At 64.3% G+C, this 16065-nt stretch carries 14 protein-coding genes and 1 pseudogene; 10 read left to right on the top strand and 5 right to left on the bottom strand.

The features are described 5' to 3' along the window. The first annotated feature begins 4 nt into the window (after positions 1 to 4). The 8 genes and pseudogenes from H8B02_RS12565 (at position 5) to H8B02_RS12530 (ending at position 8807) form a co-directional block, all read left to right on the top strand. Complete coding sequence (locus tag H8B02_RS12565; protein ID WP_229166525.1) at positions 5 to 1807, top strand: arylsulfatase; 1803 nt, start codon at positions 5 to 7, stop codon at positions 1805 to 1807. 72 nt (positions 1808 to 1879) lie between these two features. Continuing rightward, positions 1880 to 2922, top strand: a pseudogene (locus H8B02_RS12560) (HAD family hydrolase). Further along, complete coding sequence (locus H8B02_RS12555) at positions 2919 to 3161, top strand: DUF3302 domain-containing protein (RefSeq protein WP_229166524.1); 243 nt, start codon at positions 2919 to 2921, stop codon at positions 3159 to 3161. The pseudogene H8B02_RS12560 and the gene H8B02_RS12555 overlap by 4 nt, the downstream one beginning before the upstream one ends. Further along, positions 3161 to 4102, top strand: a complete 942-nt coding sequence (locus H8B02_RS12550; protein WP_229166523.1) for an HlyD family secretion protein — start codon at positions 3161 to 3163, stop codon at positions 4100 to 4102. Before H8B02_RS12555 ends, H8B02_RS12550 begins: the two co-directional genes overlap by 1 nt. A gap of 24 nt (positions 4103 to 4126) precedes the next feature. Next, the gene (locus H8B02_RS12545; RefSeq protein ID WP_229166522.1) at positions 4127 to 5515 is read left to right on the top strand and encodes a DUF1254 domain-containing protein; all 1389 of its coding nucleotides are present in this window, start codon (positions 4127 to 4129) and stop codon (positions 5513 to 5515) included. Between the two features lie 39 nt (positions 5516 to 5554). Beyond that, positions 5555 to 6586, top strand: a complete 1032-nt coding sequence (locus H8B02_RS12540; RefSeq protein WP_376711648.1) for a DUF1254 domain-containing protein — start codon at positions 5555 to 5557, stop codon at positions 6584 to 6586. A 40-nt stretch (positions 6587 to 6626) separates the two neighbouring features. Next, the gene (locus H8B02_RS12535) at positions 6627 to 7712 is read left to right on the top strand and encodes a transporter substrate-binding domain-containing protein (RefSeq protein ID WP_229166521.1); all 1086 of its coding nucleotides are present in this window, start codon (positions 6627 to 6629) and stop codon (positions 7710 to 7712) included. A gap of 111 nt (positions 7713 to 7823) precedes the next feature. Further along, positions 7824 to 8807, top strand: a complete 984-nt coding sequence (locus tag H8B02_RS12530) for a SphA family protein (protein WP_229166553.1) — start codon at positions 7824 to 7826, stop codon at positions 8805 to 8807. A 51-nt stretch (positions 8808 to 8858) separates the two neighbouring features. Here the strand turns inward: H8B02_RS12530 and H8B02_RS12525 are convergent, their stop codons facing one another. Next, on the bottom strand, positions 8859 to 9635 hold the full coding sequence (locus tag H8B02_RS12525) for an HpcH/HpaI aldolase family protein (RefSeq protein ID WP_229166520.1): 777 nt from the start codon (positions 9633 to 9635) through the stop codon (positions 8859 to 8861). A 59-nt stretch (positions 9636 to 9694) separates the two neighbouring features. Next, the gene (murI, locus tag H8B02_RS12520) at positions 9695 to 10492 is read right to left on the bottom strand and encodes a glutamate racemase (protein ID WP_229166519.1); all 798 of its coding nucleotides are present in this window, start codon (positions 10490 to 10492) and stop codon (positions 9695 to 9697) included. 173 nt (positions 10493 to 10665) lie between these two features. Between murI and H8B02_RS12515 the strand changes: the two genes are divergently transcribed. Beyond that, positions 10666 to 11265, top strand: a complete 600-nt coding sequence (locus tag H8B02_RS12515; RefSeq protein ID WP_229166518.1) for a cytochrome b — start codon at positions 10666 to 10668, stop codon at positions 11263 to 11265. A gap of 92 nt (positions 11266 to 11357) precedes the next feature. Next, positions 11358 to 12386, top strand: a complete 1029-nt coding sequence (locus H8B02_RS12510; RefSeq protein ID WP_229166517.1) for an agmatine deiminase family protein — start codon at positions 11358 to 11360, stop codon at positions 12384 to 12386. A 67-nt stretch (positions 12387 to 12453) separates the two neighbouring features. Here the strand turns inward: H8B02_RS12510 and H8B02_RS12505 are convergent, their stop codons facing one another. The 3 genes from H8B02_RS12505 to H8B02_RS12495 all read right to left on the bottom strand — a co-directional run bounded on the left by H8B02_RS12505 (position 12454) and on the right by H8B02_RS12495 (position 15967). Beyond that, positions 12454 to 13626 (bottom strand): M20 aminoacylase family protein, encoded by a 1173-nt coding sequence (locus H8B02_RS12505; protein WP_229166516.1) that lies wholly within the window; start codon positions 13624 to 13626, stop codon positions 12454 to 12456. A 203-nt stretch (positions 13627 to 13829) separates the two neighbouring features. After that, the gene (purB, locus tag H8B02_RS12500; RefSeq protein ID WP_229166515.1) at positions 13830 to 15137 is read right to left on the bottom strand and encodes an adenylosuccinate lyase; all 1308 of its coding nucleotides are present in this window, start codon (positions 15135 to 15137) and stop codon (positions 13830 to 13832) included. 164 nt (positions 15138 to 15301) lie between these two features. Beyond that, positions 15302 to 15967, bottom strand: a complete 666-nt coding sequence (locus tag H8B02_RS12495) for a response regulator (protein WP_229166514.1) — start codon at positions 15965 to 15967, stop codon at positions 15302 to 15304. Between the last annotated feature and the right edge of the window lie 98 nt (positions 15968 to 16065).

Raw genomic sequence — 16065 nt, 5'->3', positions numbered from 1 at the left:
TCTTATGAGCAACGACGCCGACAACAACAAGCAGACCGGCAAGACTCAGGCGATCGATCGCCGCAATCTGTTGCTGGGTACATCCACTCTGGTAGCAGCGGCGACGTTGACGTCCGAGGCGCTGGCGCAAGCGCAGAAGGCCGCGCCGGCCGCGAGCCCCGCACCGGCCGCGCCATCCGGTCGCAAGCCGAATATTCTGGTGATCTGGGGCGACGACATCGGCATCGCGAATATCAGCGCCTATTCGAATGGCCTGATGGGATACGAGACGCCAAACATCGATCGCATCGGGCGCGAAGGCATCAAGTTTCAGCACTATTACGGTGAGCAATCGTGCACCGCAGGACGCTCGGCATTTCTCACCGGTCAGCACATCATCCGATCCGGCTTGAGCAAGGTCGGCTACCCCGGCGCACCGATGGGCATGAGCCAATTGGATCCTTCCGTCGGCGGCCTGCTCAAGAATCTCGGTTATGCCACCGGGCAGTTCGGCAAGAACCATGTCGGCGACCGCAACGAATCGCTGCCGACCGTCAACGGCTTCGACGAGTTCTTCGGCAATCTCTACCACCTCAACGCCGAGGAAGAGCCCGAACTGCCGGACTATCCCAAGGACCCGGCCTACCTTGCCAAGTTCAGCCCACGCGGCGTCTTGCGTTGCAAGGCAACCGACGTCGATGATCCTACCGTTGATCCGCGCTTCGGCAAGATCGGCAAGCAAACCATCGAGGACACCGGGGCGCTCACCAAGAAGCGCATGGAGACGATCGACGACGAGACCTCTTCAGCGGCGATCGATTACATGAAGCGACAGCAGGCGGCCGGAAAGCCATTCCTTTGCTGGTTTAATTCTACCCGCATGCATCTGCGGACCCATGTCCGAACAGATCATCGAGGCCGTTACACCCATGGTGACAGCGAGTATATCGACGGCATGCTGGAGCATGACGACACAGTCGGCACCCTGCTCAAGGCGCTCGACGACATGGGGATCGCGAACAACATGATCGTGATCTACTCCAGTGACAACGGCCCGCACATGAACACGTGGCCGGACGGCGCGATGACCTGGTTCCGCTCCGAGAAGAACACCAACTGGGAAGGCGCCTTCCGTGTCCCTTGCCTGGTGCGCTGGCCGGGAAACATCAAGCCCGGCACAGTCAGCAACGAGCTGATGAGTCACAACGACTGGATACCCACTTTCTGTGCCATCGCCGGCGAGCCTGACATCGTCAACAAGCTGAAGGCCGGCTACACAGCGAACGGCGTCAACTACAAGGTCCATCTGGACGGCTACGACCAGTCCGCTTTTCTGCGCAACGTCAGCGGCTCTGCAGCCAACAATAACGGCGCGAAGAGCGCGCGCGACAAGTTCTTCTACTCCGACGATGACGGCCTGCTCGTGTGCTTCAGGCAGGGTGACTACAAGTACGTGTTCTCCGAGCAGCGCAAGGAAGGGACCATGGGGCTGTGGGCCGAACCCTTCACCACGCTCCGCTTGCAGAAGATATTCAACCTGATGCAGGACCCGTTCGAGCGGGCCGATATCACATCCAACACATTCTGGGACTGGCAACTCAACCATGTCGGTGGGGCCTACGGGATGATGGACGAAGTCTTCAAATTCGTCGCGACGTTCAAGGAGTTCCCGCCGCGCTCCTTCCCGCCGAGCTTCAATCCGGCCAACATCCTGGAAGGCATGATGGACGGTATCAAACAGAAGAAGGCGTTGACCGACAGCATGGACGTCGAGAAGGTTCGTGCCGAACTGAACAAGATCATCCAGCAACAACTGCAAAGTCGCTGACACGCCGTGCACCCGGCCCGTGCATCGGCGGGCCGGGTGACCTCGATCTGATACGAAACGCAGTTGAGGACTATGTTCGCCGCTCTCGCCCGCTGCTTCCGGCAGACCATTTTGGTCTTGCTTGCCCTGGTTTCGAGTGCTGCTCCGCACCAGGAGGCGTTTGCGCAGGGCGTTGATCCGCTGCCGTCCTGGAACGACGGCGCGGCGAAGAAATCCATCACCGATTTCGTCGCGCGCGTGACAACGCAACGCGGCGCGGATTTCGTGCGGCCTTCCGAGCGTATCGCAACCTTCGACAATGACGGCACGCTGTGGACCGAGCAGCCATTTTATTCCAGCTCGCCTTCGCCTTCGATCGCGTCAAGGCGATGGCTCCAAAACATCCGGAATGGAAGACGCAGCAACCGTTCAAGGCGCTGCTGGAGAAGGACGCCGGAGCGCTCACGGCATCGGGCGAAAAGGGCCTGCTCCAGATCGTGGCGGCGACGCATGCCGGCATGACCACCGAAGAGTTCTCGAAATCGGTGCGCGACTGGCTCGCCGTGGCACGGCACCCGCGCTTCGACCGGCCCTACGACAGTCTCGTGTATCAGCCGATGCTGGAGCTGCTGGGCTATCTCCGCAGCAACGGCTTCAAGACCTTCGTCGTCTCCGGAGGCGGGGTCGAATTCATGCGGCCGTGGATGGAGGGGGTCTACGGCATTCTGCCGGAGCAGGTAGTCGGCTCGTCCGGCGTGGTCAAGTTCCAGATCAGCGCCGACGGCAAGCCTGACCTGATGAAGCAGGCCAAGATCGAGTTCATCGATGACGGTCGGGGCAAGCCGGTCGGTATCAACCGCTTCATCGGCCGCCGTCCGATCTTCGCCTTCGGCAACTCCGACGGCGATTTGCAGATGCTGCAATGGACCGCCGCGGGTCCAGGCGCGCGCTTCGCCGGCATCGTGCATCACACCGATGGCGTCCGCGAATACGCCTACGACCGGGACTCGAAGATCGGCAAGCTCGACAAGGCGCTCGATGCAGCCAGTGCGGGCGGCTTCGACATGAAGCAGGACTGGAAGGAGGTCTTTCCATCCCTGGCCACGGCGGGCGCCGCGAAGGAGGCGAAGCCATGAGCGGCTACGACATCTTCGCCTGGATCGTGCTCGTCATCCTGATCGCCAGCGCGATCGGCGTGTTCTGCATCGCGGGCTGGCTGCCGGGGCATATCGCCAGGTCCCGCAATCATCCCTATGCGCAGGCCGTGACGGTTGCCGGCTGGATCACCTTGATCTGCGGCTTTGCGCTGTGGCCGATCGCCTTCGTCTGGGCCTATGTCGATGTACCGGCGCCACGCCGGGCGGGAGATGCGTGATGGGTGTTGCGATCTTCAATACCTATCTGGTGCTGCTGTTCCTGCTGGTGCATTTCAAGGTCGTGCGCTTCAACCTGTTCTGGAAGGCGTCGCCCTTTGTCGTGCTGGTGCTGCTGCTGTTCGGCCTGCTGGTGCCGATGGGCTGGGGCGCGCCGCAGGGCTCCGCGCTGGTGGTGCGCAACGCGGTGTCGATCGTGCCCGACGTCGCGGGCGAAGTGACCGAGGTGCCCGTCGCCGCCAATGCGCCGCTGAAGGCCGGCGACGTTTTGTTCAAGATCGATCCGACGCCCTACGACGCGCAGGTCAAGGCGATCACGGCCCAGCTCAAGCTGTCGAAGATACGGCTTGCGCAGATGACGACGCTCTACGAGCGCGATGCGGGGCGTGGCTTCGACGTCGAACAGCGGCAGTCCGAGGTCGATCAGCTCAGCGGCCAGCTCGAGGCTGCGCAGTGGAACAGCGACAAGACAGTGGTGCGGGCGCCGGCCGACGGCTACGCCACCAACGTTGCGCTGCGTAAAGGCGCGCGGGTGACGAACCTGCCGCTGTCGCCGGTGATGGCGTTCATCGATACCTCGAGCACGATCATCGGCGTCGAGATCAACCAGATCGACGCGCGCTATATCGCGCCGGGGCAGGAGGTCGAGGTGACCTTCAAGTTCGCGCCCGGGCAGATTTACGCAGGGAAGGTCGAAAGCGTATTGCAGGCGGTCGCGACCGGCCAGGCCACGACCTCGGGCACGGCCGTTGCTCCGAAAGCGATCGAGACCGTGCCGTTCGTCGTCCGCGTCAGGCTCGACGATGCCGCCTTCGCCAGCCGCCTGCCGGCCGGCTCGACCGGAACGGCGGCGATCTACACCGACCATATGAAGCCAACCCATGTCGTGCGCCGCGTGATCCTGCGTCAGCTTGCGATCGTCAATTACGTCAATCCGTTTTAGGTGCATCCATTGCAAGGGGCTATCATGAGAAAGTTGGTAATTGCCGCTCTCGTTCTGGCATCGGCGCTGGTGCCCGTGCGCGCGCAGACGACGCCGGACGAGGCACGTGCAATCGCAAGAGATGCCTATGTCTACGGCTTCCCCCTGGTGGACAGTTATCGCGTCCAGTACTCCTATTTCGTCGATCGCAACTCGCCGGAGTTCAAGGCAGGCTGGAACACGCTCGTCAATAATGCCCGCGTCTACACGCCCGACGACAAGTCGATCCAGACGCCGAACTCCGACACGCCCTATTCCTACGTCGGCGCCGATTTGCGCGCCGAGCCGCTGGTGTTCACGGTGCCTGAGGTCGAGAAGGGGCGTTACTATTCGCTGCAATTCATCGACATGTATACGTTCAATTTCGCCTATGTCGGAAGCCGGGCGACTGGTAACGGCGCCGGCAGCTATTTGCTGGCCGGGCCAGGCTGGAAGGGCGAGAAGCCGAAGGGGATCAAGCAGGTCATCCGCTCCGAGACGGAATTTGCATTCGTGCTGTATCGCACGCAACTGTTCAGTCCCGCCGACATCGACAATGTGAAGAAGGTTCAGTCGGGCTACAAGGTGCAGCCCCTGTCGGCGTACATCGGCAAGCAGGCTCCCGCGGCGGCGCCGACAATCGATTTCGTCAAGCCGTTGTCTTCGGAACTGGAGCGGACTTCGCCGGAATTCTTTAATGAGCTCAATTTCATTCTTCAGTTCTGTCCGACGAACCCGGCCGAAAAAGCGATGATGGCGCGCTTTGCCAGGATCAACGTCGGGGCAGGGAAGAAGGTCGATGCCGGCGCGTTGACGCCGGAGATGCGCAAGGCGCTCCAGGATGGCATGGCCGAAGCCTGGAAGTCCTTTGCTGAGTACAAGGAAACCCAACTCGACACAGGAAAGAGGAGCAGCGCGGACGGATTCGGAACGCGGGCCGCCCTGAAGGGCGACTATCTGGCCCGGATGTCCGCCGCTGCACTCGGCATCTACGGTAATTCAAAGGATGAAGCGATCTATCCGGTCTACTTCGTCGATGCCGGCAAGCAGAAACTCGAAGGCACAAACCGCTATGCCCTACGGTTTGCGCCCGGGCAACTGCCCCCGGCGCGGGCGTTCTGGTCGCTGACACTCTACGAATTGCCGGCGAGCCTCCTCTTCGCCAACCCCTTGAACCGTTACCTGATCAATTCGCCAATGCTCCCGAACCTCAAGCGCGATGCCGACGGCGGCGTTACGCTGTATGTGCAGAACGAGTCGCCGGGCAAGGACAAGGAATCAAATTGGCTGCCCGCGCCAAAGGGGCCGTTCTTCGTGGCAATGCGGCTCTATTGGCCGAAGCCGGAGGCCTTGCAGGGCAAGTGGGAGGCGCCGCCGCTGAAGAAGGCGAACTAGAACGCTGTCGCAGAAATTCAACGAAAGGCGAGTTGATTCATGATCATCAGACGCATTGGCCTCGCTCTTGTCATGACGGTGGCGGGAATTTCCGCGGTTCGGGCGCAGTCCCTCACGGGCGATGCCGTGCCTGTTACAGTCGACAATTTCGCCCGCGCCGAGTCTGATCTATATCTCGGCAATCTCGCCAAGGGCGCGGGCCTCGGAAAGCTCGAACATCGCCGCGAGCCGGCCAACATCGACAACCAGACGGTTATCCGGCTCAACCGCGACACGCTCTATACATCAGGGGTGTTCGACCTCGACGCCGGGCCGGTGACGATCACGATGCCTGACCCTGGCAAGCGCTTCATGTCGTTTCAGGTGGTCAGCGAGGATCACTATGTGCCCGCGGTGTATTATGGCGCCGGAAAGCGCACGCTGACGCGCGACAGCGTCGGTACGCGCTACGCGGTGGTCGCGATTCGGACGCTGGTCGACCCGAACGATCCAAAGGACGTTGCACGCGTGCACGCGCTGCAGGACGCCATCAACGTCAGCCAGAAAGGCACCGGTAAGCTCGAACTGCCGAACTGGGACCCCGCCAGCCAGAAAGCCATTCGCGATGCGCTCCTTGTGCTGAATGACCACACGGGCGGTTTCGCACATGCCTTCGGATCCAAGGGACAGGTCGATCCTGTCAGGCATTTGATCGGCACTGCCGCCGGTTGGGGCGGCAATCCCGACAAGGATGCCACCTATCTGAGCATCACGCCCTCCAAGAACGACGGCACGACGGTCTACAAGCTGACCGTTCGCGATGTTCCCGTCGATGCGTTCTGGTCGATCAGCGTCTACAACGCCAAGGGATATTTTGAGAAGAATCCCTCCGACGCCTACACGCTGAACGACATCACCGGCGCGAAGGGCCCTGACGGCTCCATCGCGGTCCAGTTCGGCGGCTGCGACGGCAAGGTCCAAAACTGCCTGCCGATCACGAAGGGCTGGAACTACACCGTTCGCCTATATCGACCCCGCCCGGAAATCCTCAGCGGCAAGTGGAAGTTTCCCGGAGCTGAGGCGGTGAAATGAGCGAGGTGCGAGAGTGAGCCGCAGGCAACGATCGACGGCAATGGCAGCGGCGCTGGCGATCGCCGCGCTGCTGCTCGCCTCGGTCGTGCTCTTGGCGCCGCCCGCCAATGCACAGGATGAATCCACAGTCCGCGAGCTCGTGATCGGTACCAAGGATGCGCCGCCCTTTGCGATCAAGAATGGCGAAGGCGAATGGAGCGGTATCAGCATCGAGCTGTGGCGCAAGCTCGCGGATCAGCTCAAGCTGCGATATCGATTCGTCGAGGCGCCGTCCGTCACTGCGCTGCTCGAAGGCGTGCAGGCCGGCAAGTTCGACGTCGCGGTGGCGGCGATCACGGTGACGCCGGCGCGGGAGAAGCAGGTCGATTTCACGTTGCCCTATTTCCAGACGGGGACCGGAGTCGCAGTGCAGACCGACCATGTTGCGAACTGGATGCCGGTGATCCGCTCGATCGTATCCTATGGCTTCGTGCAGGCGGCGCTGGCGCTGCTCGGCCTCGCCATCCTCGCCGGCCTGCTGATCTGGATGTTTGAGCACAACGCCAACGAGGGATTTGGCCGCGGGCTCGCGCACGGCCTGAGTTCCGGCGTGCTGTGGTCGACCCACACCATGACCCAGCGCGTGGTCGGCGGCGCTGCGCCGATCACGCTGCCCGGCCGCATCGTCGCGGTGGTGTGGATGATCGTATCTGTCATCGCGATCGCGGTGTTCACCGCCGGCATCACCTCCGCGCTGACGACCAAGCGGCTGCACGGCGCGGTCAATTCGATCGGCGATCTCTCGGCAGTTCGCGTCGGTGTGGTGCAGGGGACGGCGACCGAGGACGCGCTGTCGCGGATGCGCATCAAGCACCACAAGGTTGCCTCGGTCGCGGAAGGCTTTCAGGCGCTGCAGCAGGGGAGCATCGATGCACTCGCTTATGATCGGCCGATCCTCGCCTGGATGATTCGGCAGGGCAGCCTGTCGGCCGAGCTCACCGATGTGACCTTCGAGCCGCAGAGCTACGCCATCGCGTTGCGGGAAGACCGCGTCTTGCGCAAGCGGCTCAACATCGCGCTGCTGGAAGCGGGGCAATTGGATTGGTGGAAGGATGTGCTGTTCCGCTATCTGGGGCAGGCAAATTGAGATGCGCATCAGAGCGGATCGAAAGCGTGCATGCGGGTGACGTAAGCCGGCGCCGCAGGCGTCAGGCGAGAATGAGAGGTCGCTATGGGGACTATCGGACGTTGCAGGGTGATGGTGATCGCGCCGTTGTGCGCAATCGCGTGGCTTGGGCTCCCGCGCGGCGCGGTGGCCGACGAAGGCGGCATCAGTTTCTGGCTGCCTGGCAATTTCGGCAGCCTTGCCGCGGTGCCGGGTACGCCGGGATGGTCATGGGCGACGGTCTACTATCATACCGAGGTGTCGTCCGCGGCGGGCGCCCGATTTCCACGTGGTGGACGAATCGATCTCGGCGTCGGCGGGCAGGGCGATCTGGCGATCTTCGGCCCGACCTACACGTTCGCGGTGCCCGGCCTTGGTGCCGTCGGTTCCGTCAGCCTGCTCGCCTTCGGCGGGCGCAGTAGCGCTTCGGTCGCGGCGTCACTGACCGGTCCGCTTGGCAACACGTTCAACCTGTCGCGCTCCGAGGCGCTGACCGACATCGGCGACGTCATTCCGCAGGTGACGTTGAAATGGAACAGGGGCGTCAACAATATCCTGCTCTACGGCACCGGCGATATCCCGGTCGGCGCCTACGATCCTGCCCGCCTCGCCAATATCGGCATCGGTCACGGCGCGATGGATTTCGGCGGCGGCTACACCTATTTCAACCCGCACAACGGCAACGAATTTTCCGGCGTTGCAGGCTTCACCTACAACTTCAAGAATCCCGACACCCAATACCAGAGTGGCGTCGACTTCCATTTCGATTGGGGGGCGTCGCACTTCTTCACGCCGAATATCCAGCTCGGCCTGGTCGGCTACGTGATGCAGCAAATTTCCGACGACACGGGCCCGGGCGCGACGCTCGGCGGCTTCCGCTCGCGCATCGCCGGCGTCGGCCCGCAGGTCGGCTTCATGTTCCCGGTGGGCGACATGCAGGGCTACCTCAACATCAAGGGCTACAAGGAGTTCGCCGCCGAGAACCGTCCCGAAGGCTGGAACACCTGGGTCACCTTAGCGATCTCGCCGGCGCCGCCTGGGCCGGCCTCGGCGAAGCCGATTGTGCGGAAGTACTGAGCAGGCGTCGACATGGCCGAGCCGGGCCAGCGCGCCGGCGGCGATTAACGCCTATCGCTTGATCCCGGCGAACGCAGCCGCGATGCCGCGCTGGAACAGCGACCAGTCGAAGCCGAGCGCGAGCGCGAGGTAACCGCGGTCGATCATCGCATTGGCCTGATCGGCGGTGCGCGCGACGCCGCCGATCGGCACGCCGCTCTTCAGGATGCCTTGCTCGGCGCGCTGCATCAGCGCGACCACTTCCGCGTCGTCGGGCAGGCCGCGCTTGTTGATCGAAGTGGCGAGATCTCCGGGCCCGATCACCGCGAGGTCGATGCCGGGCGTGGCCATGATCTCGTCGATGCGGTTCACCGCATCGACATGCTCGATCGTGATCATGCAGATCATGTCGTCGTCAGCGGTCGCCATGTAGTCGGCCATCGAGACACCCCAGCGGAACGGCGCATGGAACGGCCCCCAGAGCCGGTCGCCCGTCGGCGGATAGCGCACGCTGCGCACGGCTTTCTCGGCGTCGTCGCGGTTGCAGATCATCGGGAAATTGATGCCGAGCGCGCCGATGTCCATCGGTGCCTTGGCGAGATACGGCTCATTGGCCGCGATCCGTACCATCGGCACGCATGGCGTCCCCGAGGTGGCCACGATCATCGCATGCGCGGTGCCGAGGTCGATCGGACCGTGCTCGAGATCGACGATGATCCAGTCCAGCGACTGCGCCATGATCTGCACGGTCTGGATGCTTGGAATGGTTGCGATCGCGCCGAAGGTCGGGCGCTTGTCGCGCCAAGCCTGGCGCAGGCGATTGAGCGGCGTCAGGGGTGCTGTGGTCAAATGCGGTCTTCCCTCGAAGGCGAGCAGAGGCTAGCAGCGCGTTGTGACGGCGAAAAGGATCAGGCCGGGACGCGGCCGCCGAAGAACGGCGTCAGCGCTTCGGTCAGCCTGTGCGGGCGCTTCGAGGTGAAGATCATCTCGGCGCCGGCCTCGTCGCTCCCGGTGCCGGCCGGGCCGAGCAGATCGGCGACGCGGCGGGCGATCGCCGGCGCCGGGTCGATCCAGTCGACCGGCCAGGGCGCGAGCCGGGTCAGGCGTTCCAGCAGCAGCGGATAATGCGTGCAGGCGAGCACGACGGTATCGGTGCGGGTCGGGTCATTGGCGCCATCCCCTACGAAGCAGGGGGCCAGTTCAGCGGCGATGTCCTCGTCGCGCACCCTCTGGCCGCTCAGCGCGGCCTCGGCGAGCGAAGCCAGCTCACCGGAACCGACCAGGGTCACCTCGCAGCCTTGCGCAAAATCCGAGATCAGCTTGCGGGTATATTCCCGCTTCACGGTGCCTCTGGTGCCCAGCACCGAGACGCGCCTGGTTTTCGACCGTGCGCAGGCCGGCTTGATCGCCGGCACCGTGCCGACGAAGGGCAGGCGATAGGCGTCGCGCAGATGCGACATGACCAGGGTGGATGCCGTGTTGCAGGCGATCACGACGAGGTCGGGCGTATGGGCCTCGATCAGCTCGCCGACCAGCGGCACCACGCGGGCGATGATCTCGTCCTCGGTGTGGTGGCCATAGGGGAAGAAGGCGTCGTCGGCGACATAGACATAGTGCGCGTCGGGCCGGGCGCGGACGATCTCGCGCAGCACGGTGAGGCCGCCGAGGCCGGAATCGAAAACGAGGATGGTCGGGGGAGTGGACACGGTGAAAAGTCTATCCGAAGCAGGGTTACCATTCAGTTGTTTTGGCTATCCGGCCTCTGCGGCCGACAAAAGGCGGTGAAGCCGGGAATTTCATATGGCCTTGACCTATCCCTGCAAGTATCACGGCAAACTATTGCTGCGACGTGCGAAAATCCAAACGGGGCAACTCGATCATGATCCGCAATACCGCCGCGAGCTGGGGCTCGCTCGCCCGTGCGTTCCACTGGGTGCTGGGCATCACCATCATCGGCATGCTGGCCTATGGCTGGTGGATGAACCACTTCCCGGCGCGGGCGGACAAGTTCTTCTACCGGTCGATCCATGCCGATATCGGCTATCTGGTGCTGCTGCTGACCGTGCTGCGGCTGGTCTGGCGCGGCGTCAATCCGACGCCGGCGCTGCCGGCCGATACGCCCGCCTGGCAGCGGATCGCCGCCCGCGTCAACCATGGCGCGCTCTATGCCGTTACCATCCTGGTGGCGATGCTGGGCTGGGCGCATTCCGGATCCCGCGACCAGGACTATTCGAGCTTCTTCGGCCTGTTCCACGTTCCCCAGATCACCTCGCCCGACAAGGCGGCGGCGGATGCCTTTGAGCACCGTCACATCTTCTTCGCCTACCTCTTGCTCGCGCTGATCGTGCTGCACCTCGCCGCGGTCGCCTTCCATCATTTCGTCAAGCGCGACCGCGTCGCCGCGCGGATGATGGGAGCGGGCGAGGTCGACCCCGCCCATGAGGTAGCGCGGACGGCGACGTCCAGGACGAGCGGATGACGTCGAGTCTTGACGGCCAGGTGATGGCATCGCACCGGTGGCGGCGCTAGTCTCGCGGCGAACCCGGGAGGGCCGTCGCGGCCGGAACGCTCGTGGATGATTTGGCGCGGGACAATGCGAACTGGCGGATGCCGGACGAGGGCGCGCCGCATGCCGCGACCTGGATGGCCTTCGGCGTCAGCGCGGCGATCTGGGGCGGCAGGCTGCTTCCGGTGGCGCGGGAAAATCTCGCCAACATTGCCAAGGCGATCGCAGCCTATGAACGCGTCAACATGCTGGTGCGCGAGGAGGACCGCGAGATTGCCGCGCGGCTGTGCGGCCCCGCGGTCAGCCTCGTCGTTCAACTGGTCGACGACGTGTGGATGCGCGACACCGGACCGGTGTTTGTGCGGGACCCGTCGGGACAGCTTGGCGCGGTCGGTTTCAACTTCAACGGCTGGGGAAACAAGCAACGCCATGCGCTCGATGCCGAGGTCGCCGCGCATGTCGCGCGGGCGGCCCAGGCGACGTTCGTCAAGGCGGATTTGGTGCTGGAGGGCGGCGGCATCGAAGTCGATGGTGAAGGGACGGCGATTATCACCGAGAGCTGTGTCCTCAACCCAAATCGCAATCCCGGCGTCTCCCGGGACAAATGCGAGGCCGAATTGTCTCGCCTGCTCGGGCTGGACAAGATCATCTGGCTGCCCGGCATCGCCGGCAAGGACATCACCGACGGACATACCGACTTCTACGCGCGATTTGCCGGTCCCGGTGTGGTCGTGGCCGGCCTGGAGGTGGATCCTTCGTCGTTCGATCACGCGGTGACCACGCGACACCTCGATATCCTGCGCGGTGCTGTTGATGCGAAGGGCCGGCGTCTGGATGTCGCGGTGTTGCAGGGCCCGTCGACGGTGCGTCCAAAGCACGGCAGCAAGGACTTCGCTGCCGGCTACATCAACTTCTACGTCTGCAACGGCGCCGTGATCGCCCCGGAATTCGGCGACACGACCGCGGACCGCAACGCGCGCGACATCCTGCGGGAGCTGTTTGCGGACCGGGAGATCATCCAGCTCAACATCGACGGCATCGCGGCCGGCGGAGGCGGCATTCACTGCACCACGCAACAGCAACCGCGTTCGTGATGTGAGCGGCCCGGCCGCGACGGATCGCGACCGGGCCGTTCGCCGTTCGTCAATGACGCAAGCGGTGCTAACCCGCCGGCATCTGCTTCTCGACCAGGCGCACCCAGTAGGACGCGCCGTGGCCGAGGATGTTGTCGTTGAACTTGTAGGCAGGGTGGTGGCACATCGGCCCGTCGCCCATGCCGAGGAAGACGAACGCGCCGGGGCGCGCCTCCAGCATGAACGCGAAGTCCTCAGCGCCCATGACCGGCACCAGATTGTCGTTGACGCGCTCGGCGCCGGCCACATCGCGTGCGACCTCGGCGGCGATGCCGGCCTCGCGGGCGTGGTTCAGCGTCACCGGATACATGCGGCCATAGTCGGTCTCGGCAGAGCCGCCATAGGCCTTGGCGATGTTGGAGGCGACCTCGCCGATCCGGCGCTCGACCAGATCGCGCACGCCGGGATCGAGCGTGCGCACGGTGCCGCCCAGCGTGACGGTCTCCGGGATCACGTTGAACGCGGCGCCGGCCTCGAACATGGTGATCGAGATCACCGCCGATTTCAGCGGATCGACATTGCGCGACACGATCGATTGTAGCGCATTGATGATCTGGGCGCCGATCAGCACGCTGTCGACCGCCTCGTGCGGGGCGGCGCCGGCGTGGCCGCCCTTGCCGCGGACGACGATCTTCAAGGTGTCCGACGAGGCCAGCATCGGGCCGGGCGTGGTCGCGAAATAGCCCTCGGGCAGGCCGGGCATGTTGTGCAGGCCATAGACCTCCTGGATGCCCCAGCGCGTCATCAGCCCGTCGTCGACCATCGCCTTGCCGCCGGCGCCGCCTTCCTCGGCGGGCTGGAAGATCACGACCGCGGTGCCGTCGAAATTGCGGGTCTCGGTGAGATATTTTGCGGCGCCCAAGAGCATCGCGGTGTGGCCGTCATGGCCGCAGGCGTGCATCTTGCCGGGGACCTTCGAGGCGTAGGCGACGCCCGAGGCCTCGGCGATCGGCAGCGCGTCCATGTCGGCGCGCAGCCCGATGGTCTTGCCCGAACCGGACTTGCGGCCGCGGATCACGCCGACCACGCCGGTGCGCCCGATCCCCGTCACCACCTCGTCGCAGCCGAACTCGCGCAGCTTGTCGGCGACGATGCCGGCGGTGCGGTGGACCTCGTAGAGCAGTTCGGGGTTCTCGTGGAAGTCATGGCGCCAGGCGGCCATTTCATCCGAGAGGGCGGCAACGCGATTGACGATGGGCATGGGGAGCGTCCGTTTCTTGTGAGCTTTGTAGGGCGGGCAGCGTAGCCTAACCCGCCGACTTGTCACGCGAAAGCGACCGTCATTCCGGGGCCGCCCGGAGGGCGAACCCCAATTCGCAACTGCGAATTGTGGAATCTCGACATTGTGGCGCGAGATTCCGGGCTCACGCGCGGTGCGCGTGCCCCGGAATGACAGAGAAACCCTCAGCTCTCCCCGAACACCCGCTGGAAGATCGTGTCGACATGCTTGAGGTGATAGCCGAGGTCGAATTTTTCCTCGATCTCGGCATCCGTCAGGTATTTCTTCACGTCCGCGTCCTGCTTCAGCAGCGTCTGGAAGTCGCCTTCGCCGCGCCAGACCGGCATCGCGTTGCGCTGCACGAATTTGTAGGCGTCCTCGCGGCTGGCGCCCTTCTGGGTCAACGCGATCAGCACGCGCTGCGAATGCACCAGGCCGCCGAGCCGGTCGAGGTTCTTCTGCATGTTTTGCGGATAGACCAGCAGCTTCTCGATCAGGCCGGCGAGCCGGACCAGCGCGAAGTCGAGCGTCACGGTGGCGTCGGGGGCCATCATGCGCTCGGCCGAGGAGTGCGAGATGTCGCGCTCGTGCCACAGCACGACGTTTTCCAGCGCCGGCGTCACATAGGCGCGCACCATGCGCGCCAGGCCGGAGAGGTTCTCCGACAGCACCGGGTTGCGCTTGTGCGGCATCGCCGACGAGCCCTTCTGGCCCTCGGAGAAGAACTCCTCCGCTTCCAGCACCTCGGTTCGCTGCAGATGCCGCACTTCCACCGCGAGCCGCTCGACCGAGGCCGCGATCACGCCGAGGGTGGCGAAATACATTGCGTGGCGGTCGCGCGGGATCACCTGCGTCGAGACCGGCTCCGGCCGCAGGCCCATCGCTTTCGCGACGTGCTCTTCGACCTGCGGGTCGATCTGGGCGAAGGTGCCGACTGCGCCGGAGATCGCGCAGGTCGAGATCTCGTCGCGCGCGGCGACCAGACGGGCGCGTGCGCGTGCGAACTCGGCATGGGCATAGGCGAGCTTGAGGCCGAAGGTGACCGGCTCGGCATGGATGCCGTGCGAGCGGCCGATGGTCGGCGTCATCTTGTGCTCGAAGGCGCGCGTCTTCAGCGCCGCCAGCACCCGGTCGAGATCGGCGATCAAGAGGTCGGCGGCGCGCTTGAGTTGGACGTTGAGGCAGGTGTCGAGCACGTCGGAGGAGGTCATGCCCTGGTGCACGAAGCGCGCCTCGGGGCCGACGATCTCGGCGAGATGGGTCAGGAAGGCGATGACGTCGTGCTTGGTCTCACGCTCGATCTCGTCGATCCGCGCGACGTCGAAGGTGGCGTCCTTACCCTTGGCCCAGATCGTCTTGGCCGCTTCCTTGGGGATCACGCCGAGCTCCGCCAGCGCGTCGGCGGCATACGCCTCGATCTCGAACCAGATCTTGAAACGCGTCTGAGGCTCCCAGATGGAAGCCATTTCCGGGCGGGTGTAACGGGGGATCATCGAGGGCTCCGAATCGAGCGGGGCGGGGCCGCTCACAAGGAATATAGTGCGGAAATCCGGCCAAAATAGCCGGCGTGGTGGCCGTAGCCCGGATGACCGCAGCGATATCCGGGGCCTCGCGGCCGCTCCCGGGTGTCGTTGCGCTCACCCGGGCTACAAAGCGGCTACAAATTCGCCAGCCCGCATTCGACGGCCAGGCGGACCAGCTGGGCGTCGGTCCGCATGCCGGTCTTGGCCTTGATCAGATAGTGGTAGTTCTGCACGGTCTTGGTGCTGAGGTTAAGGTTGGCCGCGATCTGTTCCTTGGTGTGGCCTGCCGCGAACTGCCGGAGGATCTCGATCTCCCGCTCGCCGAGCTGGTCGAGGGCCGATTTGGACGGCACCAGGCTCTCCAGCGCGAGCACCCGGGCCACGTCATCGCTCATCGCATGCTCGCCGCGCGCCACCGAGCGGATCGCTGCGATCAGCTCGGCCGGTTCGCTGCCCTTGGTGACGAAGCCAGAGGCGCCGGCGCCGAACGCCGCTTTCACCTGGGCAGCCTCGCTGTGCATGCTGAAGACCAGGATGCGGGCGTCGGCATCGCGCGCGCGGATGTTGCGGATCGCTTCCAGTCCGCTGGCGCCGGGCATCGAGATGTCCATCACCACCACATCGGGCCCGTGCGACTTGAAGGCGCGGTAGGCATTGGCGGCGTTGTCGGCTTCGGCGACCACGCTGAAATCGTCCTGATGCTCGAGCACGCGCCGGTAGCCCTGGCGGACGACGGGATGATCGTCGACCAAGAGGATCGAGATGCCGCGACTCTTCACGTTCGTTGTCTTTGCGGTCATCGTCTTCGCGGCCGTCATCTCAGGCAGCAAGTGGAATCGTGGCGGCGACCGAGAAGCCGCGGCTGGCGCGCGCGATCGACAGCGAGCCGCCGAGCGCG

Origin of the sequence: Bradyrhizobium altum, from assembly GCF_020889705.1 — a bacterium.
Lineage (GTDB): Bacteria > Pseudomonadota > Alphaproteobacteria > Rhizobiales > Xanthobacteraceae > Bradyrhizobium > Bradyrhizobium altum.
Note: the sequence above shows the minus strand (reverse complement) of the source record. Positions and strands in the feature narration are given on the sequence as shown.